Genomic DNA, 20,663 nt, shown 5'->3' on the forward strand with positions numbered 1-20,663 from the left:
AAGTAATGTCTTTATTTACGCTCAATCTCCCTGAGGTTTTCCATCTTTTTGTGCTCCAGGAATTCTTTTATGCCTTCAAAATGTTCTTTTACACGCTTATTGCCAAATTCAAATACTTTGGTAACAAGCCCGTCAAGAAAATCCCTGTCATGAGACACCAGTATAAGCGTGCCATCAAAAGCCTTAAGGGCATCTTTAATAATATCCTTGGTTTTCATATCCAGGTGGTTAGTAGGCTCATCCAAAATAAGTACGTTAACAGGCTCCAGCAAAAGCTTTATCATGGCAAGGCGGGTACGTTCTCCACCCGAAAGCACCTTCACTTTTTTGGTCGTATCGTCACCACTAAACATAAAAGCCCCTAATATATTTTTTATCTGTGTACGTATATCGCCTTCGGCAATACGGTCAATGGTATCAAAAACAGTAATGTCGCCATCAAGCATTGCGGCCTGGTTTTGTGCAAAATAGCCTATTTTAGCATTATGTCCTATTTCCAGTTTACCACCGTCATGATTAATTTCTCCCATAATAGCTTTTATCATGGTTGATTTACCCTCTCCGTTTTTACCCACAAAAGCTACTTTTTGCCCTCTTTCTATTACCATACTGGCATTTTTAAATACCACATGGTCGCCATAGCTTTTATCTAGCTCTTCTACAATCACAGGATATTGGCCGGAACGCGGCGCCGGAGGAAATTTTAACCGTAGCGCTGAGGTATCTATCTCATCAACCTCAATAATTTCAAGCTTTTCCAGCATGCGCACACGCGATTGTACTTGCTCTGTTTTAGAGAATGTTCCTTTAAAACGCTCTATAAACGCCTGGTTATCAGCTATAAATTTTTGCTGCTCATCATACGCTTTTTGCTGATGGGCACGGCGGTCTTTGCGCAGCTCTAAGTAATGGGAGTATTTGGCTTTATAGTCATATATACGGCCCATGGTAACCTCAATAGTACGGGTAGTAATATTGTCTACAAATGCACGGTCATGGCTAATAACAATTACAGCTTTAGCACTATTTACCAAAAAGTCTTCCAGCCATTGTATACTTTCAATGTCAAGGTGGTTGGTAGGCTCATCCAGCAGTATCAGGTCCGGTTTCTGTAAAAGCAGCTTTGCCAGCTCAATACGCATACGCCAGCCTCCGCTAAATTCTGATGTAGGTCTGTTAAAATCCTCCCGTAAAAAGCCCATCCCGAGAAGTGTTTTTTCTACTTCAGCCTCATAATTTATTTCTTCTATACTGTAAAATTTCTCACTAAGTTCTGAAACCTTTTCAATAATCTTATAATATTCATCACTCTCATAATCGGTACGTACCGTAAGCTCTTCATTAAGGGCATCTATTTCGGCTTTCATTTTAAAAATATCTTCAAAAGCCTTACTGGCTTCTTCAAAAACAGTAGCGCTGTCTGCTGTTAATAAATGCTGCGGAAGGTAAGCAATAACACTGTCTTTTGGCGCCGATATGGCACCTGTTGAAGGCTTGCTGGCTCCCGCAATAATTTTAAGCAGCGTACTTTTACCCGCGCCATTTTTGCCCATAAGGGCTATTTTATCATTTTCGTTTATAGAGAACGAAACATCGCTGAAAAGCGTGGTACCGCCAAACTGTACCGAAAGCGCATCTACAGTAATCATTTACAATAAATTTTAAGCGGCAAAGATAGTATAATTAACATATAAGCCGGAAGAATAGTAAGGAGCAGTAATTTACGCTACCTTTTAAAAAGCAAAGGATTATATTTGATTGATATTAAAACCTATGTAATGGAAAAAAATGAAAATATCAATAAGTTTATTGGAGAAAAATTCAATGGCTCATTTATGAATAACACAAAATGGGACAAACTCTTAAAAGCCCTTACCGAAACGGTCGGAGAGATAGTTATACAATATAAACTCATTTATAAAGAGGAAATATGTTTAACTACATTCATCATGCCAGATATTAAGCCCTTTTTTTTAGAACCTATCTTATACAAAGAAATTGAATGGGTTGAGTTTCCGGCAGAATATAATATGCCTGTAAACACCCGGGAATCAAGAAAAAAAATAAATATAAAAATACAGGATGTAAGCTTAATAAAGAAAATCATTAACGAAACAGGCCAATATATAACAGAAGAAAGGGATGAAAGACTTAGACTTTACGCATACCGATAGCCGGAGCATTTAATATAAATATTCTCATAACCATTGCTACGAAAACGTTTTCTTTGTATATTTGAATAAGAACTTAAAATTGTACGGTTATGAAAAAATGGATGCGTTCCGGCCTTGTATGGGGCGGTATTTTATACATTTTTGCCATGGTTATTTTTCCTGTAATAGACCATGAGCGTTTTGATTTGGAAAAGCTCATTTTAGGTATACCCTTATGGATTGCTTTTGGCCTTACTGTAGGTTATTTGTTTGAAAGAAAGCCTAAACGTAAAAAACTGCTTAAAAGTAGATCAGCGTAAAATATCTTTTATTTTATCTCTGAATATAAAGTTGGTATTAATACCGTTGTGCCCCTGGTAGGGTAATAATATCACTTCGCAGTCAGTACATCCTTTTGCCAGTTGTTCAGAATTTTGATAAGGTATCAGGAAATCTTCAGTGCCATGAAAAAAGTATTTCGGGGCATTAATTTTATCAATCCATTTAAAGGTTTCTACAGGATATTTTTTCACAAAATCGGGAAGGTAAAAAGGAATTTTTTCATCGCACAACGATGATAATGAATAATAAGGCGCCTGTAAAATAAGTGCTTTTATATTTTTACCGGCAGCCAGGTGTGCTGCCATACCACTGCCTATAGAGTAACCTGCAATTACAATAGGCTTGCCTTTATACTCGCTTGCAATTGCCTGATAAGCCTTTTCATTATCATCAAACAATTGCTTTTCACTGTTTATTGTGCCACCGCTTTTACCATACCCTCTGTAATCAGGCACAAAGGTATCATATCCTAAAGATGAAAACACACTACCTGCTTTTTCTACCCATCCGAAATCATTACCTCCATTACCGTGCAGATAAAACACTAAACCTTTATGCTGACCTGATTTAACCAGCAGGCCATGCAATTTTATATTATCTTCTACTACAATATATTTTTCTTCAATACCATTAGGGAGTTCATTTACAAGGTAATTTGAGGGGAGTTTTTGTGGGTAAAATAAAAGTTTTTCCTGAAAAAAATATAAAAATATAAGCGCTACTGTATAAAATACAACTACAAATATTAAAATCCTGAATATGATTTTTTTTATATTATTATTTTTGGGTATTCCCCTCATTAGAGCTATTTATAATCAAATTTAGATGTATACCCACTATTAACTTTCTTCGTCATCTTCATCCATCTCTAAAAAAATAGGCTCAACCATTATTCTGTCAGCTAAAAACTCTACCCTATCCGTGATGATATCAGTAAAAAATATGCGCTGTGTTTTTTGTATGCTATTGCTCACACGGCTTATTTTAGACTCCAGTCTGTTTTTTAAAAGCAGTTCTGTATCATCAACAATAAACATTTTAAGTTGGTTAACATCATAGCCGGCTGTACTAAACATATCGTTTAGTTTTTGCGGGGTACCAATAAGTACATCTATACCATCAGATATTTGATTTTTGTCTTCATCCATATCTGTTTTCTCATATACGCCATAAGCCCTTAAATCGGTATATTTTGCATATTTTGAAAACATCTCCAGCATTTCCAGCACCTTTTCCTTATCCTGTACAATTACCAAAGCCCTTGGCGATTGCATAAAGGCTTTTTCAAGCCTTTGTATAACATGAATTACTATAGCTGTAGTTTTACCTTCGGAGGATGGCCCTGCAATTACACAATCAGCACCGCTTTTAATAGTTCCAAAGCTATCATTTTGTAATGTTGTCGGTTCGGTTAGCCCGGCTTCTTGGAGTGCTTTTTGTAAGTTGGTATTTATTTTCTTTAGTTTCACTTTTAAGAACAATCTATTATATTCAAATTATACAGCTTATTTATCTACACTTTTAGTGTATTGGGTAGCTGTAAATCTGACTTTTATTTACTGGCAAATAATTTTACATCACTTTCAGATATTTCACTCCCGCCAAGAATAATTAACCTTTCTACCACGTTTCGTAATTCACGTATGTTACCAGTCCAGTCATACTCCTGCAGGAGTTTAATGGCATCATCAGAAAATTTCTTTTGGGCTGTACCCTGCTCTTCAGCAATTTTTTGGGTAAAAAAGTCAACTAAAAGCGGTATATCATTCCGCCTTTCGTTCAATGAAGGTACTTTTACAAGAATAACTGCAAGGCGATGGTATAAATCTTCCCGGAAACGCCCTTCGGCAATTTCTGTTTTTAAGTCTTTATTGGTTGCAGCAATTACACGTACATCTACTTTAATATCTTTTTCGGCACCCACACGTTGCACCATGTTTTCCTGCAGGGCACGCAGTACCTTTGCTTGTGCCGAAAGGCTCATATCTCCTACTTCATCTAAAAAAATAGTGCCTTTGTTGGCTGCCTCAAACTTACCTGCCCTGTCTTTAACAGCGCTGGTAAAAGCGCCTTTTACATGCCCAAATAATTCACTTTCTATAAGCTCACTGGGTATGGCAGCACAGTTAACCTCTATAAACGGTGCACCAGAGCGTTCACTTTTTTCATGCAGCCAGTGGGCCACAAGCTCTTTCCCTGTACCATTGGGGCCTGTTATAAGCACACGGGCATCGGTTGGAGCTACTTTTTCAATAATACCTTTTATGTGTTCTATAGGCTCACTGCTACCCACCATTTCATAATTTTTGCTTACTTTTTTCTTCAGCATTTTATTTTCAACCACAAGCTCTTTTTTATCGAGCGCATTGCGGACAGTATTTAGCAGGCGGTTAAGGTCTGGTGGTTTAGATATGTAGTCAAATGCGCCTAAACGCATGGTTTGTATAGCTGTTTCAAGGTCGCCATGCCCTGATATCATTACAAAAGGGATTTCAGGCTTAATTTTTTTTACTGCCTCAAGCAATTCTACCCCATCCATTTTTGGCATTTTTATATCACAAAGCACAAGGTCATAATCGTCATTCTGTATTTTTTCGAGGCCATTGGCGCCATCTTCGGCTTCTTCTATCATATAAGTATCGCTTTCTTCGGCAAGTATTTTGCCCAGTACACGGCGTATAGCAGCTTCGTCTTCTATTATTAGTATTTTAGGCATTCTATTTTCAGTTTATTGCTTTTAAAGGTATTAGTAGCTTTCCCCTTAAAATTATTAATTATACACATGCATCACAAGTGTAGGCGCATTATTTTAACGTAAGTTTTTGCACTAATACCTCATCCATTTAAACAGTTCCTGGTAAGTTGGTTTTTTGCCGTACATTAAAATACCTACACGGTATATTTTAGAGGCAAACCATACTACAAAGAAAAACGTACCAAAAAGTATTGCTACAGAAAGGGCAATTTGCCAGAGCGGTACGCCAAAAGGTATGCGCATAAGCATAACTATAGGCGATGTAAAAGGTATCATACTAAACACCGTAGCTACTGTACCATTAGGATCGCTTATTACTGTAAAAAAGCCTACATAAACACCCAGCATAAGCGGCATGATAATAGGCAGTAAAAACTGCTGCGAATCTGTCTCGCTATCTACAGCAGCGCCAATGGCTGCATATAGGGAGCTGTATAGAAAATATCCGCCTATAAAGAAGATGATAAATGATATAAACATGGTAAGCAGGGGCAGTTTAAACAGTTCTGCAACATAAATGGCAGCATCGCTTTGGTTTGCCTGCTCCTGTGCCGCACCGGCTGCGCCCCCCATCTGGATGCCGAATACAGTACTGAGTGCAAAGATAAGCCCAAGCCCCAATACTGCCCATATAACAAACTGTAACACACCCGCCAGTGAAGTACCTATAATTTTGCCCATCATTAATTTAAACGGCTTTACCGAAGAAATAATAATTTCTATAATGCGGTTGGTTTTTTCTTCTATAACACTACGCATTACCATGTTGCCATAAATAATAACAAACATCATGATGAGATAGCCTGCGCCTCCTCCAAAAATTATCCTTATCAGTGTAGCTTCTTTATTGGTTTCCTCTCCTGAAAATTTGCTAAGCCGTATGGTTGCTTTTACATTGGCTTCTTCTATCTTTTTAGGATCAAAACCAAGGCTAACAAGGTTTTGCTGAGTAATTTTTTCATCAAGTATATCTTCAATATCACCTATAAAGTCAAGGCTTGGCGATTCGTTAGAGATATAGGCCACTTTATCAGAAAGCTGTTGTATACTATCTGCCTGGGGTATGTATATAAGGCCCTCATAGTTTTTAGCTGCATCTTCTTTAGCCTTATCCAGTGGCAGGCCAGACAGGTCGGTATATTTTACGTGGCTACCGCTTTTAAAATCATTTTTTAGCAAACCTGATGCATCATACAGCGCCACCTGAGATACCTCATCATTATTAAGGTTTGCCAAATAACCTATAAGTGCACCCATAGCTACAATAAGCAACGGGCTCAAAAAAGTCATTACTAAAAATGCTTTATTACGCACCCTGGCATTAAATTCTCTTTTTATTATAAGGGAAAGGCTCATACTACTTGTGGCTTACGGTTTGAATAAAAATATCGTTTACACTGGGTATTTTTTCTACAAAATGGGTTATCTCACCATGTTGCATTAAATATTGCAGCAATTCTTTAGAGGTGCTTGTTTCAGGTATCAAAACATCAAGCTTTAACTCTTCATCCAGTGTTTTAAAATTGGCCTGTTGCGTTTGATAGCGTGTAGAAATATCGGACAGTAACCCTTGAAAGTTATAAGGAGCTATACCTACCTGAAACGTATTGGTGCGGTGTTGTTTTTTTACTTCATGCAGCTCTCCTTCTATAAGCTTGTTAGATTTGTGTATAAGGGCTATGTGGTCGCACATATCTTCTACACTCTCCATGCGGTGGGTAGAAAATATAACTGTAGTACCCTTATCCCTTAATTCCAGTATTTCATCTTTTATGATATTGGCGTTAACAGGGTCAAAGCCACTAAAAGGCTCATCAAGTATTAAAAGTTTTGGCCTGTGCATTACTGTTACCACAAACTGTATTTTTTGGGCCATACCTTTACTGAGTTCCTGTATTTTTTTGTTCCACCAGCCTTTTATATCCAGCTTATCAAACCAATACTCCAGCTGCTCTTTGGCCTCACTTTTGGTAAGCCCTTTCAGTTGCGCAAGGTATAAGGCCTGCTCACCTACTTTCATGCTTTTATACAGCCCTCTTTCTTCGGGCATATAGCCTATCTGACTTATATGTTCCGGCTGTAGCTTTTCGCCATCTAACCAGACTTCGCCACTATCAGGGTATGTAATTTGGTTTATAATACGTATAAGTGATGTTTTACCGGCGCCATTGGGGCCTAAAAGGCCATAAATACTGCCCTTGGGCACCGATAGCGAAACATTGTCAAGCGCGGTATAATTGCCGTATTGCTTTACAACATTTTTAACTTCCAGAATTGGTGTCATTCAGAGATTTTTAATGATTAGTAAAAATACTAATATTTATACAACTGTATCTCATTATATTTTAAATAGAATGAGTATAAGTAAAAAACCCATCCTTATAATAAAACAAGGATGGGAAAAATTGCTATGAAAAAGAAAAATTCACTAGTTAACTAGTGGTATTCAAATGTATAAATAAATTCTTAAATTAAGAAAACATATCCTTAACTTTTTCAAAAAAAGATTTATCAGTTTTCTCAGGCTGAGGTATAAAATTATCGTCAGTAAGCGAATTCTCAAAAAACTGGCGTTGCTCTTTTGTCAGTGTTTTTGGCGTCCATACATTTACATGTATCAGTATATCGCCATTACCATAACTACTTACACCCGGCAATCCTTTACCTTTGAGCCTCAATATTTTACCTGATTGTATACCTTCTTCCAGTTTTATCCTGACCTTGCCATTAACTGTTTCTATATCTTTAGAGGTACCCAGGGCTGCTTCACTAAAGCTTATATACAAATCCATATGAAGGTTTTCCCCCTCACGTTTCAGGGTTGCATGTTCTATTTCTTCAATGGCTACAATAAGGTCGCCTGGTATGCTGTTCCCCCCGGGAGCATCATTACCCTTTCCTGTAACTTTTAGCTGCATACCTTCGGCTACACCGGCAGGTATTTTTATAGATACAGTTTCATCTGTCATTACCATACCCTGAGCATCGGCATGGTTGGGTTTACTTTCTATAATCTGGCCTGTACCACCACAACTATGGCATGTTGATGCGGTTTGCATGCGCCCCAGTATGGTGTTGGTTACCTTCATCACCTGACCAGAACCGTTACAGGTTGGACAGGTTCTATAGTTAACACCGCTTGCCTGTACTTTACGTTTTACCTTAACTTTTTTCTCTACACCATTGGCAATTTCTTCCAGGGTAAGTTTTACTTTAATACGCAGGTTACTGCCTTTCATACGGCGTTGACCACCTCCGCCGCCAAAGCCACCGAAACCGCCACCAAAGGCACTACCGAAAATATCGCCAAACTGGCTGAATATATCATCCATATTCATACCGCCGCCGCCAAAGCCGCCACCTTCAAAAGCTGCATGTCCATACTGGTCATACCTGGCTTTTTTATCGGGGTCGCTAAGCACCTCATAGGCTTCTGCAGCGAGTTTAAAGTTTTCTTCGGCCTGTTTATTTCCGGGGTTTTTATCGGGGTGATATTCTACCGCCTTTTTGCGGTAGGCTTTTTTTACCTGCTCTGCCGTGGCACTTTTATCTATACCCAGTATCTCATAAAAATCTTTCTTCATCTTAAACTTTTGGTTTTTAATTGCCCTTACTTACTTTTAGTTGCCTATTACTACTTTTGGAAAACGTATTATTTTGTCTCCAAGTTTATATCCTTTTTCAATTACATCAACAACTTTCCCTTTAAGGTCTTTAGTAGGTGCCGGAATCTGGGTAATTGCTTCGGCAAAATCGGCATTAAAATCATCACCTGATTTAATATCAACCTGTTCCAGGCCTTTAGAAACCAAAGTATCCCTTAGTTTATTATGTATAAGTGATATGCCTTTAAGGTTTTCATCTTCAGATTTTGATATTTGGGCCATAGCCCTGTCAAAATCATCCAATACTGGTAAAAGCGCCTGTAATACTTCCTGATTTGCCGTTTTAAAAAGCTCTACACGTTCCTTAGAGGTGCGCTTTTTATAATTTTCAAATTCTGCAAAAAGGCGTAAAAACTTATCTTTTTCTTTCGCAAGCTCTTCCCTGAGTTTTTCTTCTTCTGTAAGCGCTTCGGCAGATGGTATGCTTTCTTCATGATTTTCAGCAACGTTATTTGCTGTTTCATTTACGGCATCGTCCTGATTTATTTGCTTTTCTGTATTCTCAGTGTCGTGGCTCATATATCTTTTTATTTTGTTTAACTATTATGTAACTTGTCAGAGGCAAAATGCAAAAGTATTGCCAAAAATCTAAAAATGTCAAATTGTCATTCTTATTTTTGTAATTCTTATTCTTCTGTAACCATAAAACTGTATTGTAATGAAGCATTATGTATTTATAACTATGTTTATTAGCGCATTGGCAACCATATCCTGCAAAAAAGAAAGTGAAGCTACTGAAGCCATACCGCCACAGGAAACTATAGATGCGCCTGCACAGGCCATACATTTTGTAGTAGACACTACAGCATCTGTAATTAACTGGACAGGCAGTAAACCTACCGGAAGTCATACCGGAACTATAAAACTGAAAGATGGTGAGCTATTTATAAAAAGTGATACGGTAACATCGGGCGCATTTACTATAAATATGAAAACTATTGAAGATAATGACCTTAAGGACCCTGAACAGAAACAAAACCTTGAAAATCACTTAAAAGGGCTTAAAGCAGATGCTGAAGATCATTTTTTTAATACCACAAAATATCCTATCGGTAAGTTTGAAATTACCAAAATTGTCCAGGAAGCAAATAAAATGGTAATACATGGCAACCTTACCCTAAAAGACAGCACAAAAAATATATCTTTCCCGGCGGCTATTACTAACAAGGATAGTATAGTTACACTAACCAGTGAGCCGTTTAAAATAGACCGCACTTTGTGGAATGTAAATTATAACTCTAAAAGCGTATTTAATAACCTTGGTAACCAGTATATAGATGACGATATTGAGCTACAGGTAAAAGTTATTGCAAGAAAAGAGGAATAATTTTTTTGTTCAGTATTTTTATTTAAGCTCAGCTTTTATTGCTTTTTCTAAGGAAAGGTATTTAAACTGGTAGCCCTGCCCTAATATTTTTCGGGCGCTTACATTTTGGCTGGCCAATACCAGCACATGCGCCTGGCCCATTACCATTTCTATAGCAAATTTTGGTATGTTTGGCATAAAATAAGGCTTATCCAACACTTTGGTTACTGTTTTCATTAAGGTATTTTGTGTAACAGGATAGGGCGCCACAGCGTTGTAAATACCTTCAAGATTGTTTTTAATTATATAATAATAAATACCAACCAGATCGCGCAGATGAATCCATGACTGCATTTGTTTCCCTGAACCAAATGCAGTACCTACACCAAATTTTACAGGCATGGCAATTTCTTTAAGCATACCGCCCGAGGCTGAAAGTACAAGGCCTGTGCGCACTATAGCTACGGGGATATTAAGCCTTTCTATTTGCATAGCCGCTTCTTCCCACTTTTCTACTACGGTGCATAAAAATGAATGGTCGCGTTCGGTACTGTTTTCACTATATACATTATCCAGGCTGTCTGGATAAATACCAATAGCCGAAGCACTTATAAACTGCTTTACCGTATGGCTATTATTTTTAAGAAGGTTATAAATAATATTAGCGCTTAGTACACGGCTTTCAACAATTTCTTCTTTGTAAGATTTTGTCCAGCGTTTAGATATAGATGCCCCTGCAAGGTGCACAATAACATCAACCCCATCAATACAGTTGGTATCAATTTCACCCCTGTGCGGATTCCATAAATATCCTTTATAATTGTCTTCGCTCTGAAGTTTTTCTTTTGAAGTAGTAAGGTAGTTAATGTATATTCCGTTTTTTAACAAAAGCGAAACAAGTTCATTGCCTACAAGTCCCGTAGCACCTGTAATTAAAACTTTCATAACTTTTTTGTTTATCTATTTCTGTAAAAGTATTGGCTTTTATTGTACCGCCCTGTTAAAAACAAAAGCATTAACTAATGTTTATGATATTGAAGATAAACTTAACGCATCTTTAACTATTGCTTTGCTTTTACAGTCCATTCAAAATCCATTTGCGAAACCTTTTCGCCCGCCTGGTCATAACCTTCAGATGTCATCCAAAAGGTTTGCCCCTCGCCTGTGGCTACAGCCTTTTCAATGGCTAGTGCAATAAGGTTTCCGTTATTACATGTAAAAGTAATCCTTCCTCTTGCCTTTTTGGTAAACATGCCTTTATTGCTGGCTACCAGCATAGATATTTTTTTACCGCTTTGATTGATATGGTACATAACCAGTGCACCTGTTGTAAGCTCTGCAGCCATAGCCTGTACGGCAAAATAGATGCTATTAAATGGGTTTTGGTTTATCCACCTGTGCTTTACGGTTGCCACGCAGCTATATGCTGTAATTTCTTTAACCCTGACACCACATATATAGGCCGAAGGAAGCTTAAGCAATAAAAAGATGTTGAGTTTATGGGCTGTAAATTTCATAAGCGTTTGATTATACTACTAATGTACAACAATTTTCTTATGCATGCATTATAAATAAGTTTGTTAAAAAAATGTTAAATATTAGTACCATGCATTGCATAATAGCTTCTTATAACCATATATTTGCATAGTAAATTATTATAGATAGTAATGTACTATATATAGTAATTAATTATCATCATTCAATCATCAATCAAAAAATGAACAGTTTTAATCAAATCAAGATCTATGAACATTGAAAACACCAAAGCACAAATGCGCAAAGGGGTTTTGGAATTTTGCATACTTTCTGTATTAAAAATTAAAGATGCATATACTTCAGAAATATTAGATACCCTTAAAAGCGCAAAGTTGCTTGTAGTAGAAGGTACCGTGTACCCGCTGCTAACCCGGTTGAAAAATGACGGGCTATTAAGCTACCGTTGGGAAGAATCTACATCTGGGCCGCCAAGAAAATATTATGGGCTTACCGATGAAGGAAAAGAATTTTTAAAAGAATTAAACAATACCTGGACAGAGCTGTCCGATGCCGTAAACATAATAACCAGTCAAAACCCACAGCCATGAACAAAACAGTAAGTATAAACTTAGGAGGCTTATTTTTTCATATAGATGAAGATGCCTATCAAAAGCTAAATAATTACTTTGATGCAATTAGGCGCTCACTTTCACCTGATGGTAAAGATGAGATAATGAGTGATATTGAAGGCAGGATAGCAGAGCTTTTGTCAGATAAGATGAAAAATGACAAGCAGGTGGTAGGCACTAAAGAAATTGACGAAATAATTTCTGTAATGGGCGAACCGGAAGATTATAGGCTGGATGACGAAGAGCCTGTTAAGGAAAAGAAAACACAGAGCCACACTACTTATGAGTATATCAGGACCCGAAAATTTTACCGGGATGAAGACAACAGTATAATTGCCGGCGTATGTGCCGGGCTGGCCCACTATTTCAGGATAGACCCATTATGGATACGCATACTTTTTATTGTATCTCCTTTTATATCTTTTGGAACAAGTATCATAATATATATATTATTGTGGGTGCTTATACCAAAAGCCATTACTACTACCGAAAAACTAGAGATGCGGGGTGAGCCTATAAACATAAGCAACATCGAAAAAAAAGTAAAAGAAGAAATTAATGTTATTACCGAAAAACTTCAAAAGGTAGATTATGACAGGGTAGGCAATAATATTCGTTCCGGAGCCGACAAGGTAGGTAATGCCTTGGGTAGTATTATAAGTGCTGTTTTTAAAGCTGTTGGCAAAGTAATAGGTGCGTTTATTACAGTATTTAGCGCACTCACACTGGGCGGCCTTATAGTTATGCTGATAATTTTGCTTTTTTCCTCATCTATAGAAGGTACACTTTGGTATCCTTATATAAACAGTGTTAATTATACCCATCTCCCTATATGGACAGGCGCCCTGGCCGCTTTTTTTGTACTGGCAATACCATGTTTTACAATATTTTTAGCAGGGCTCAAAATACTGGTTACTAATTTAAAACCTATAAGCAGCACTGCAGGCTATGTACTTGCCGCAATATGGGTTATCTCACTAAGTGCGTGTATCTACCTTGCTATGTATGAAACATCGCAGCTGAGTAACCAGGGCAAAGATTATGAAAAGCATACTTTAGAAGTGGACAAGAATGAAGTATTAAATGTAAAATTTAGATTTAGTAACTACTATGCCAAAGATATATATTATAATGATGACTACCGTTTTGTGCAGGACACACTGGGTAACCCACTTATATACAGCAACAAGATAAGATTTTATGTAATGGAAACTGACGAAGAAATGCCGTATGTTCAGATTGAGAAACTGGCGAACGGGCATACACTTGCCGAAGCTTCTAAAACAGCATCAAGAATTAAATATCATTTTTCTGTAGAAGGCAACACACTAAATCTTGATAATTACCTGTTGTATAGTGTAGAAGACAAGTATAAAATACAACGTGTGGAAATTATTTTATACCTTCCGGAAGGTATGATGTTTCAGCCTGATAAAACAGTACGGGATTATGACTGTACTAATAATAATTTTTTCGACCTTTGGTATGATGATGAAACACACTTATATATGATGGAAAAAAATGCTGTTAAATGTATTGATTGTATAGAACCTACAGATGAAGCAGTAATAGGTGAGCAAGGAGATGAAAGTGCGTTTGAAGAACCTGAAGATATTGAAACAGATACTATTAACCAATAAAACAAAGACATGATAAAAGTTTTAACCTATTTTACAAAAATAATTATTACCGTTATTGCTACTTTACTTTTCTTTTCCTGCGGATTTGAAAAAGTAGATGGTAATGGTACTGTAACTACACAACAAAGGGATGTTAAAAACGGCTTTACAAAAGTAAGCGCCGGCAGCGGACTTGAGGTAGAGATTATACACGGCAGCAAGCATACTATTACAGTAGAAGCTGATGAAAACCTTATGGCACACATTTTTACAGAAGTTTCGGGAGATGAACTCGAAATTAAAACTGATGTGAATATTGGAAATGCAGCTGAAAAAAAGGTTACTGTTACATTACCTGAAATTGAAGCTATAGAAGCATCCAGCGGTGTACAGGTGAAAACCAAAAAGTTAAAAAGTGATAACTTGGAACTTTCTACCAGTAGTGGCAGCCACATGGAAACAGATATTGAAGCTAATACTGCAAAATGTGAGTCTAGCAGTGGCAGCTATCTTAAAGTAAACGGTACTGTAGAAAAGCTTGAAACACACTCATCAAGCGGTAGCACGCTGGATGCGGGTGGCCTCAATGCAAAAAATGCAAAATCTGAAGCCTCAAGCGGCAGTACTACTACAGTAAATGCTACAGTAGAGCTTGATGCCCAGGCTTCAAGTGGAAGCAGCATCCATTATGTCAACACACCATCTAAGCTAAATACCAAAGCATCATCCGGGGGGAGTATATCTCAGAACTAAAAAAGACAAACTTAAACACAATAACACCGGCAAAAGCGGTGTTATTTTTATATTTGCCATAACCACTTAAACAGCAAATACTATTTCTTATGAAAAAATACAGCCTTGTGCTTATAGCCTTATTTATATTCTCTGCAACTTCTGCACAAAAAAAAGAAAAAATTAAAGGATCAAAATTTGTTTCTGTTACACAACGTAAAATGGAGGAATTTAATACCCTTGAGGTGGAAGACAATCTGGAAGTTTTTCTTGTAAAGGGTGAGATTGCCGGGATTGAAATTGAAGCTGACGATAATGTGCATGATGCCATACAGGCTGATTTAAATGCTAGTACCCTAAGATTATATACCAGCAAGCAAATTGTACGCACCAAACAACTAAGCGTACGTGTTACTTATACAGAAAACCTGCAAAGTATTACTACCCATAATGAAGTTATATTAAACGCCCTTGCCAATTTAGAGGTAAGTAATATTAGCATTAAAAACCTTGATGATTCGCAAAGTTTTTTAAATATAAGAGTAGATAGTTTTACATTTGCTATGGATGATAAAAGTCATGCTGAAATTAATGTTAAGGCTGAAAATACGATAATTGAATTAAGTAAAAATGCCGAACTAAAAGCACTTATAGCCAGCCCTACCACAAAAATTGACATGTATCAGAAAACAGAAGCTGAAATTGAAGGCGATACGGATAACCTGTTATTACGTATTGATAATGAGGCCGCATACACTGGTGAAAAATTTACAGCTAAAAACCTGCAATTAACAGCAGAGGCTTTTACATCATGCAGTATAAATGCAAAAGATAACGTAACGGTAAGCGCTTCGGGAGAGGCAGAAATTGAACTATACGGAAGCCCTGCTGCTATAAATATAACCAAATTTACAAATACGGCAACACTCCACAAAAAAGACTTATAAAATAAAAAAAGCAGCGTAAGCTGCTTTTTTTATTTACTCTAATTCAGAAAGGTAACGTTCTGCATCAAGGGCCGCCATACAGCCTGTGCCTGCAGCTGTTATAGCCTGCCTGTATATGTTATCCTGAACATCTCCGGCAGCAAATACTCCCGGTATATTTGTTTTGGTAGACTTAGCCTCGGTAATAAGGTAACCAGTTTCGTCCATTATAAGCTGGTTTTTAAAAATATCTGTATTAGGTTTATGGCCAATAGCAATAAAAAGGCCTGTAATGGCTATTTCTTCTTTTTCGCCTGTTTGGTTATTTACAACTCTAAGGCCTTCTACCACTTCATCTCCTATAACCTCATCTACCTCAGTATTGTATAATACTCTAAGGTTTGGTGTGTTATTTACACGGTGTTGCATGGCTTTACTTGCCCTCATAAAATCTTTACGTACCAGCATGGTTACATTTTTACAAATGTTGGCAAGGTAGGTAGCTTCTTCTGCAGCAGTATCCCCTGCCCCAACAATAGCAACATCTTGTCCCCGGTAAAAAAAGCCGTCACATACAGCACATGCCGAAACCCCGCCGCCACGCAAACGTTGTTCGCTGGGCAGGCCGAGGTATTTTGCAGTAGCCCCTGTAGAAATAATTATAGTATGAGCGAGTATTTGTGTAGTATTATCAATGGTTACTTTATGCCAGCCGCCTACTTCTGTACTTAATTCAACAGCAGTTGCCATACCCATACGTACTTTAGTACCAAAGCGTTCAGCCTGCTGTTGTAACTGTATCATCATTGTGGGGCCATCTATCCCTTCCGGATATCCCGGAAAATTATCAACCTCAGTAGTCGTTGTTAACTGTCCGCCTGGCTCAAGGCCAGTATACATAACAGGATTCATATCAGCACGGGCGGCATAAATAGCTGCAGTATAACCTGCAGGCCCGGAACCTATAATAAGACATTTAATTTTTTCTATAGTATCAGACATATAATTATCAGTAGTTTTTTACGTATGCAAATGTAAGTTTTTATATCAAAAAAAGCTTTACAACTGTATCAGTTTTGCTTATCATAAAATAATTTTGCCCTATAATTACGCTTATGAATTAAATTATGCTATATTTGCAACCTCAATTTCGGGGTGTAGCGTAGCCCGGTTATCGCGCCTGGTTTGGGACCAGGAGGTCGCAGGTTCGAATCCTGCCACCCCGACTAAAAAGACTTCAACGGCAGTCAAAACCCTTAAATCCTATGATTTAAGGGGTTTTCTATTTATCCCCTAAAGTAGACGGAAATTATATCAAATGAAGTAATTTTTCAGAAACTCAATTAGAATATCTTTACCTAAACCCTTTTTTCTATTTTGAAACCTGATGTAGAAATAAGTGTAGACCCATTTTTTAAAGAAAACACGTTAAATATGAGGATATTGTTACTCAGACCAAAATAACTAATAATCTTTATTAAAAGTTAATGTCAATTTATTTTTTCTAAATTAGGGAAACTTTAATATAAATATCATGAACGCTTCAAAAATAATTGGCATAGTTTTAATTGTTATAAGTTTAGTTGTTGGATACATAGGTGTAAATAAAATAGCTGATAACACTAAAGAAATTAATTTTTTGGGTATTAGTATTGAGGCCTCCAATGAATCAGGAAAGCAACAAGGATTTATATATGTAGGGTTAGCAATTGTTCTTTTAGCGGGTGGTTTATATGCTGTTAAAAAGTCAGGTAAATAAAAAGCATCTCTTACCAAAGCACTTTTATCCAGCCCATTGCCACTGCAATGTTTGCCTAAGTCATCTTTGCTTAGTTTTAAATGATATTACATATTCCTTTTCAATAAATGGGTAGCCGTCTATAGATTGGGTTCCCCTGTCAGTTATATAAAAGTCATAATCAGTATCAGGGCTTAAATCAGTTGTTTCCAAACTCAAAATAGTTTGGCTTTCATCCAAACCTATAACGCTTTTTAACGGAAAATGCTCTTTACCATTCTTAGAGAAATTTATAGAAATTTTCTCATCCATGGGTTTTGAAAATACAACTTGTATTTGTTTTAAATCTGTATTTACTGTAGTGCTGCCATTATCAAATTCTATTATCCGGACTACTTTTGGCTGATTCTTTTTGTATTCGGCTTTTATTTCTGCTACATTTATTTCTTCATCAAAATATTTAGATTTTTCTAAAATCTGTAATACTTCAGATTCATCATTAAAATTTACTTCAATAAGATCTTTAATTGCTTGCTGTTTATCTGTTGATTTTTCATAATATTTTTTTGAAATTACATACCCCACAAAGTACCCAAGATCTGGATTTTTATTCCTGTCACCATTATAAAACCAGTTTTGAAAATTCTGGCTGAACATTTCCTTTTTAAATTCAGATTTTACTGATTCATAATTTTTAAATCCATAGTCAATATAGTTAGAAATAAATTTTCTATTAAGCGCTAATTCTGCAACAAAATCGCAGGAACCTTCTTTAATTGCTTTAGACAATAAATTTATTTCACCTTCCTTTTGAAATGTATGTACGAATTCGTGAATTGTAATTTGTTCTAATTTAGACGCATTGGTAAATTGAAACATTTCCTGAAGATTTTGATTTTCAAATTCTGAGACAATGGTATTCTTATCTCCAACAATTTTTTCAATACCTAAAAGTAAGTCTTTATTATTAATCGTCCCTCCCGATTTTAATGTGCCTATAATATAATAAATATTACCGTTAGAATTAATGGGATAAAGCTGTTTAAGCTTATTTAAAGCCTTATTAATACTTTTAATTTTTCTTTTATCAATTAATGTATTTGACCTTATAGAATTCCAAAACAAAGGATACCTATCCATTACTTCAAGATAATCAGTTTCATCAAAATTTTTAATTTTCATAAACGCACTAAGACCATCTGTTTTTTTATTTAGAAATAGGGCTTCTAAAATTTCACTTTTCCCATTCTCAGCTTTCCGGAGGCTGTCATAAGCTAACCAGAAGTTGTCTATATCAGAGGTAATAATTTTTTGCGCACTTACAGTATTAAAAAATGTAAGGATGATTACGATAGATGCTATTGATTTCATAAGTTACTGTCTTGCTACTTAAAAAATGGATTTAGTACGAAAGATTTTTATTGCCGTTTTAAAGACTATCCTAAATTTTCTATGTTACAGTTAACAGATAATATTAATGCAGGGTAAGGGCATAACAAAATTGGCACTAAAAGTTATAAAAGCACATATAATTTACGTTACCTTTTATTGTATTTTAGCGGCAGAAAAATATACATAGCTACTCTAAACCGTGAAAAAGAAACATGGTAAATGTAACTCATTAAACTCTCAAAAAACCAATAAAAAATTTATTAATGTGAAGAAAACATTCTTATCTACGTTACTAATTGTAGTTTCATTTATTTCATTTGCTCAGGAAAAAGTAAATTTTTCTGACAACTTTAAAAGAGAGAACAAGGGAAAATATAAAATCGAAATTAATGAAGTAAAAGAATTAATACATATTATGATTGCCATTACAAATTATGGAAAAGAGAATGATGATATGGTCCAGCAGCAGGGACAGTATTATAAGGATATACGTTCTTATTTTAAGCCTTACGAAAATGAACAAATTATTAAAACTTTTGATTCATTAATGGTTGTGTCCCCCTACAATTATATTTTCCTCACAGGAAATGCTATTTCATATGATTTTAAAGGTAATAAGCTTATAAAGAGTGACGTTTATGATTTTCCGGCTATGGGAGTCGCAAACATCAAAATTGACAAAAATCCAATTACAACATATAAAAGCGAAATAGAAGATTTTGCAAAACAATCTAAATTCAGAAAATTCTATTCTGACCATAAGAAATTTTATTCCGAAATTATTTCAGACTATGAAAAAAATGCCAATCTCGGAAAGCAGTGGAAATGGCTTGAAAATAATTTTGAAAGCAAAAAGGACAGTTATATTATTTTATGTTCCCCTTTGATTAATGGTTTAAATTATACCACAGGATTTAATAATAATAATTTTTCCCTGATTCAGATGAATATTCCTCCTCTTGATAACTATCCGGACCTTACTCCACTTGAGAATGAATTATTGAATACAAGAGTAATGTTTACAGAAATTGACCATAATTATGTAGGCGCCCCCACAGAGGCTAACGAAGAACTCATTAATCAAATTTTTGCTGACCGGAAAATATGGGTAGATGAAAATGCTGAGGGAGCATTTGCCTATCCAAACCCTGTTAAAGTGTTTAATGAATATATGACCTTTGGGGTTTTTGTGCTGTACTGCCAGGACAATTATGATAAAGATACATTAGATAAAGTAATTGGAGATATTACTCTATTGATGACGGACAGGGGCTTTCCAAAAATGAAAATCTTTACTGAAAATCTTTTAAAAATGCGCTCAAAATATCCAAATGAGAAAATTGATAAGTGGTATCCCGAATTTTTGAGCCAGTTTGCACAATAAAAAACCAAAGCATATTTTATGAAGTTATGGGTTGGTGGTTATCTCTGCCAACCCGACTTAAAAACCTCTGGCAGCAATTTGGCTAACTAAAATCTGGAAAAGGCTATATTTATTATAATATTTTTTGAGATGAATCAAATAGTTGAAGGCTTATTACTGCAATTAAAAAAAATTGAGTATGGCTTTAAGCATATCATTATCGCAGGCGATACCCTTCTCCAACATAAGGACATCAATCATTTCGATACGTGTATATTGTTATTACAAGAAGATAGCTATCAGACAAGGATGCTAGCAACTTATATTTTGGGACAGCTGTCTCCCGAAAACTCAGGTGCTCTTAAAACCTTAGAAACCGTAGTAGCCCACGATGAGAACTGGAGGGTGCAGGAAATGCTTGCAAAGGCTTTTGACTCTTACTGTCAAAAAACTGGGTATGAAGCTTCTCTGCCCAAAATTCGTCAATGGCTAAACAACGAGAATCCAAATGTAAAAGGGCCGTAATAGAAGGATTGAGAATTTGGACAGGTCGCCCTTACTTTAAAG

General features: G+C 36.2%; 22 protein-coding genes and 1 tRNA gene. 11 read left to right on the forward strand and 12 right to left on the reverse strand.

Annotated elements, in window-relative coordinates; genetic code table 11:
* Positions 1–11: 11 nt before the first annotated feature.
* Positions 12–1,649: an ABC-F family ATP-binding cassette domain-containing protein gene (locus ABS766_RS04670; RefSeq protein WP_408083960.1), complete on the reverse strand. Its 1,638-nt coding sequence runs from the start codon at positions 1,647–1,649 to the stop codon at positions 12–14.
* 129 nt (positions 1,650–1,778) lie between these two features.
* Here ABS766_RS04670 and ABS766_RS04675 point away from each other — a divergent pair, with 129 nt between their 5' ends.
* Both ABS766_RS04675 and ABS766_RS04680 read left to right on the forward strand, forming a co-directional pair.
* Positions 1,779–2,174, forward strand: coding sequence for a DUF6678 family protein (locus ABS766_RS04675; RefSeq protein WP_408083961.1), 396 nt, complete (start codon positions 1,779–1,781; stop codon positions 2,172–2,174).
* An 89-nt stretch (positions 2,175–2,263) separates the two neighbouring features.
* A complete protein-coding gene (locus ABS766_RS04680; protein ID WP_408083962.1) occupies positions 2,264–2,473 on the forward strand; it encodes a hypothetical protein in 210 nt (69 codons plus the stop codon).
* On the opposite strand, the gene ABS766_RS04685 is transcribed toward ABS766_RS04680, so the two are convergent.
* From ABS766_RS04685 to ABS766_RS04715, 7 genes are all read right to left on the reverse strand, one after another.
* Complete coding sequence (locus ABS766_RS04685) at positions 2,465–3,295, reverse strand: alpha/beta hydrolase (protein ID WP_408083963.1); 831 nt, start codon at positions 3,293–3,295, stop codon at positions 2,465–2,467. The two genes, ABS766_RS04680 and ABS766_RS04685, sit on opposite strands and share 9 nt — an antisense overlap.
* A gap of 39 nt (positions 3,296–3,334) precedes the next feature.
* Complete coding sequence (locus tag ABS766_RS04690; RefSeq protein ID WP_408083964.1) at positions 3,335–3,964, reverse strand: DEAD/DEAH box helicase; 630 nt, start codon at positions 3,962–3,964, stop codon at positions 3,335–3,337.
* A gap of 83 nt (positions 3,965–4,047) precedes the next feature.
* Positions 4,048–5,211 (reverse strand): sigma-54-dependent transcriptional regulator, encoded by a 1,164-nt coding sequence (locus ABS766_RS04695; RefSeq protein ID WP_408083965.1) that lies wholly within the window; start codon positions 5,209–5,211, stop codon positions 4,048–4,050.
* A 111-nt stretch (positions 5,212–5,322) separates the two neighbouring features.
* The gene (locus ABS766_RS04700; protein WP_408083966.1) at positions 5,323–6,606 is read right to left on the reverse strand and encodes an ABC transporter permease; all 1,284 of its coding nucleotides are present in this window, start codon (positions 6,604–6,606) and stop codon (positions 5,323–5,325) included.
* Between the two features lies 1 nt (position 6,607).
* On the reverse strand, positions 6,608–7,534 hold the full coding sequence (locus ABS766_RS04705) for an ABC transporter ATP-binding protein (RefSeq protein ID WP_408083967.1): 927 nt from the start codon (positions 7,532–7,534) through the stop codon (positions 6,608–6,610).
* Between the two features lie 187 nt (positions 7,535–7,721).
* Entirely contained in the window at positions 7,722–8,834 is a 1,113-nt protein-coding gene (gene dnaJ, locus ABS766_RS04710) for a molecular chaperone DnaJ (RefSeq protein ID WP_408083968.1), read from the reverse strand.
* Positions 8,835–8,870: 36 nt separating this feature from the next.
* Positions 8,871–9,434 carry a nucleotide exchange factor GrpE gene (locus ABS766_RS04715; protein WP_408083969.1) on the reverse strand — a complete coding sequence of 188 codons (564 nt, stop codon included), beginning with the start codon at positions 9,432–9,434 and terminating at the stop codon, positions 8,871–8,873.
* A gap of 139 nt (positions 9,435–9,573) precedes the next feature.
* Here ABS766_RS04715 and ABS766_RS04720 point away from each other — a divergent pair, with 139 nt between their 5' ends.
* The gene (locus ABS766_RS04720) at positions 9,574–10,242 is read left to right on the forward strand and encodes a YceI family protein (RefSeq protein ID WP_408083970.1); all 669 of its coding nucleotides are present in this window, start codon (positions 9,574–9,576) and stop codon (positions 10,240–10,242) included.
* 18 nt (positions 10,243–10,260) lie between these two features.
* Here the strand turns inward: ABS766_RS04720 and ABS766_RS04725 are convergent, their stop codons facing one another.
* Together ABS766_RS04725 and ABS766_RS04730 are read right to left on the reverse strand one after the other, a co-directional pair.
* A complete protein-coding gene (locus tag ABS766_RS04725) occupies positions 10,261–11,166 on the reverse strand; it encodes a TIGR01777 family oxidoreductase (protein WP_408083971.1) in 906 nt (301 codons plus the stop codon).
* Between the two features lie 116 nt (positions 11,167–11,282).
* Positions 11,283–11,738 (reverse strand): DUF4442 domain-containing protein, encoded by a 456-nt coding sequence (locus tag ABS766_RS04730; RefSeq protein WP_408083972.1) that lies wholly within the window; start codon positions 11,736–11,738, stop codon positions 11,283–11,285.
* Between the two features lie 228 nt (positions 11,739–11,966).
* Here ABS766_RS04730 and ABS766_RS04735 point away from each other — a divergent pair, with 228 nt between their 5' ends.
* From ABS766_RS04735 to ABS766_RS04750, 4 genes are all read left to right on the forward strand, one after another.
* Positions 11,967–12,305: a PadR family transcriptional regulator gene (locus ABS766_RS04735; RefSeq protein WP_408083973.1), complete on the forward strand. Its 339-nt coding sequence runs from the start codon at positions 11,967–11,969 to the stop codon at positions 12,303–12,305.
* Positions 12,302–13,966: a PspC domain-containing protein gene (locus tag ABS766_RS04740; RefSeq protein WP_408083974.1), complete on the forward strand. Its 1,665-nt coding sequence runs from the start codon at positions 12,302–12,304 to the stop codon at positions 13,964–13,966. The genes ABS766_RS04735 and ABS766_RS04740 overlap by 4 nt, the downstream gene beginning before the upstream one ends.
* Positions 13,967–13,975: 9 nt before the next feature.
* The gene (locus ABS766_RS04745; RefSeq protein WP_408083975.1) at positions 13,976–14,698 is read left to right on the forward strand and encodes a head GIN domain-containing protein; all 723 of its coding nucleotides are present in this window, start codon (positions 13,976–13,978) and stop codon (positions 14,696–14,698) included.
* 89 nt (positions 14,699–14,787) lie between these two features.
* Positions 14,788–15,624, forward strand: a complete 837-nt coding sequence (locus tag ABS766_RS04750; protein ID WP_408083976.1) for a GIN domain-containing protein — start codon at positions 14,788–14,790, stop codon at positions 15,622–15,624.
* A 33-nt stretch (positions 15,625–15,657) separates the two neighbouring features.
* On the opposite strand, the gene trxB is transcribed toward ABS766_RS04750, so the two are convergent.
* Positions 15,658–16,605 carry a thioredoxin-disulfide reductase gene (gene trxB, locus ABS766_RS04755; RefSeq protein ID WP_408083977.1) on the reverse strand — a complete coding sequence of 316 codons (948 nt, stop codon included), beginning with the start codon at positions 16,603–16,605 and terminating at the stop codon, positions 15,658–15,660.
* Positions 16,606–16,754: 149 nt separating this feature from the next.
* On the opposite strand from trxB, the gene ABS766_RS04760 reads away from it, so the two are divergent.
* Positions 16,755–16,829, forward strand: a tRNA-Pro gene (locus ABS766_RS04760).
* A 308-nt stretch (positions 16,830–17,137) separates the two neighbouring features.
* Complete coding sequence (locus tag ABS766_RS04765; protein WP_408083978.1) at positions 17,138–17,362, forward strand: hypothetical protein; 225 nt, start codon at positions 17,138–17,140, stop codon at positions 17,360–17,362.
* Between the two features lie 60 nt (positions 17,363–17,422).
* Here the strand turns inward: ABS766_RS04765 and ABS766_RS04770 are convergent, their stop codons facing one another.
* On the reverse strand, positions 17,423–18,712 hold the full coding sequence (locus ABS766_RS04770; RefSeq protein ID WP_408083979.1) for an Ig-like domain-containing protein: 1,290 nt from the start codon (positions 18,710–18,712) through the stop codon (positions 17,423–17,425).
* A 286-nt stretch (positions 18,713–18,998) separates the two neighbouring features.
* Here ABS766_RS04770 and ABS766_RS04775 point away from each other — a divergent pair, with 286 nt between their 5' ends.
* Positions 18,999–20,117: a DUF4932 domain-containing protein gene (locus tag ABS766_RS04775; protein ID WP_408083980.1), complete on the forward strand. Its 1,119-nt coding sequence runs from the start codon at positions 18,999–19,001 to the stop codon at positions 20,115–20,117.
* A 129-nt stretch (positions 20,118–20,246) separates the two neighbouring features.
* Positions 20,247–20,621 (forward strand): HEAT repeat domain-containing protein, encoded by a 375-nt coding sequence (locus ABS766_RS04780; protein ID WP_408083981.1) that lies wholly within the window; start codon positions 20,247–20,249, stop codon positions 20,619–20,621.
* Positions 20,622–20,663: the final 42 nt, after the last annotated feature.

Source organism: Flavobacterium rhizosphaerae (genome assembly GCF_046000445.1).
Taxonomy (GTDB): domain Bacteria; phylum Bacteroidota; class Bacteroidia; order Flavobacteriales; family Flavobacteriaceae; genus Flavobacterium; species Flavobacterium rhizosphaerae.

What these genes read in the sequence shown, in the direction of transcription:
- dnaJ (WP_408083968.1), bottom strand. Translation starts at nt 8,834, where the DNA reads ATGAAGAAAGATTTTTATGAGATACTGGGTATAGATAAAAGTGCCACG.
- ABS766_RS04770 (WP_408083979.1), bottom strand. Translation starts at nt 18,712, where the DNA reads ATGAAATCAATAGCATCTATCGTAATCATCCTTACATTTTTTAATACT.
- ABS766_RS04725 (WP_408083971.1), bottom strand. Translation starts at nt 11,166, where the DNA reads ATGAAAGTTTTAATTACAGGTGCTACGGGACTTGTAGGCAATGAACTT.
- ABS766_RS04780 (WP_408083981.1), top strand. Translation starts at nt 20,247, where the DNA reads ATGAATCAAATAGTTGAAGGCTTATTACTGCAATTAAAAAAAATTGAG.
- ABS766_RS04730 (WP_408083972.1), bottom strand. Translation starts at nt 11,738, where the DNA reads ATGAAATTTACAGCCCATAAACTCAACATCTTTTTATTGCTTAAGCTT.
- ABS766_RS04700 (WP_408083966.1), bottom strand. Translation starts at nt 6,606, where the DNA reads ATGAGCCTTTCCCTTATAATAAAAAGAGAATTTAATGCCAGGGTGCGT.
- ABS766_RS04720 (WP_408083970.1), top strand. Translation starts at nt 9,574, where the DNA reads ATGAAGCATTATGTATTTATAACTATGTTTATTAGCGCATTGGCAACC.
- ABS766_RS04745 (WP_408083975.1), top strand. Translation starts at nt 13,976, where the DNA reads ATGATAAAAGTTTTAACCTATTTTACAAAAATAATTATTACCGTTATT.
- ABS766_RS04695 (WP_408083965.1), bottom strand. Translation starts at nt 5,211, where the DNA reads ATGCCTAAAATACTAATAATAGAAGACGAAGCTGCTATACGCCGTGTA.
- ABS766_RS04750 (WP_408083976.1), top strand. Translation starts at nt 14,788, where the DNA reads ATGAAAAAATACAGCCTTGTGCTTATAGCCTTATTTATATTCTCTGCA.
- ABS766_RS04765 (WP_408083978.1), top strand. Translation starts at nt 17,138, where the DNA reads ATGAACGCTTCAAAAATAATTGGCATAGTTTTAATTGTTATAAGTTTA.
- ABS766_RS04680 (WP_408083962.1), top strand. Translation starts at nt 2,264, where the DNA reads ATGAAAAAATGGATGCGTTCCGGCCTTGTATGGGGCGGTATTTTATAC.
- ABS766_RS04715 (WP_408083969.1), bottom strand. Translation starts at nt 9,434, where the DNA reads ATGAGCCACGACACTGAGAATACAGAAAAGCAAATAAATCAGGACGAT.
- ABS766_RS04685 (WP_408083963.1), bottom strand. Translation starts at nt 3,295, where the DNA reads ATGAGGGGAATACCCAAAAATAATAATATAAAAAAAATCATATTCAGG.
- trxB (WP_408083977.1), bottom strand. Translation starts at nt 16,605, where the DNA reads ATGTCTGATACTATAGAAAAAATTAAATGTCTTATTATAGGTTCCGGG.
- ABS766_RS04670 (WP_408083960.1), bottom strand. Translation starts at nt 1,649, where the DNA reads ATGATTACTGTAGATGCGCTTTCGGTACAGTTTGGCGGTACCACGCTT.
- ABS766_RS04735 (WP_408083973.1), top strand. Translation starts at nt 11,967, where the DNA reads ATGAACATTGAAAACACCAAAGCACAAATGCGCAAAGGGGTTTTGGAA.
- ABS766_RS04740 (WP_408083974.1), top strand. Translation starts at nt 12,302, where the DNA reads ATGAACAAAACAGTAAGTATAAACTTAGGAGGCTTATTTTTTCATATA.
- ABS766_RS04675 (WP_408083961.1), top strand. Translation starts at nt 1,779, where the DNA reads ATGGAAAAAAATGAAAATATCAATAAGTTTATTGGAGAAAAATTCAAT.
- ABS766_RS04705 (WP_408083967.1), bottom strand. Translation starts at nt 7,534, where the DNA reads ATGACACCAATTCTGGAAGTTAAAAATGTTGTAAAGCAATACGGCAAT.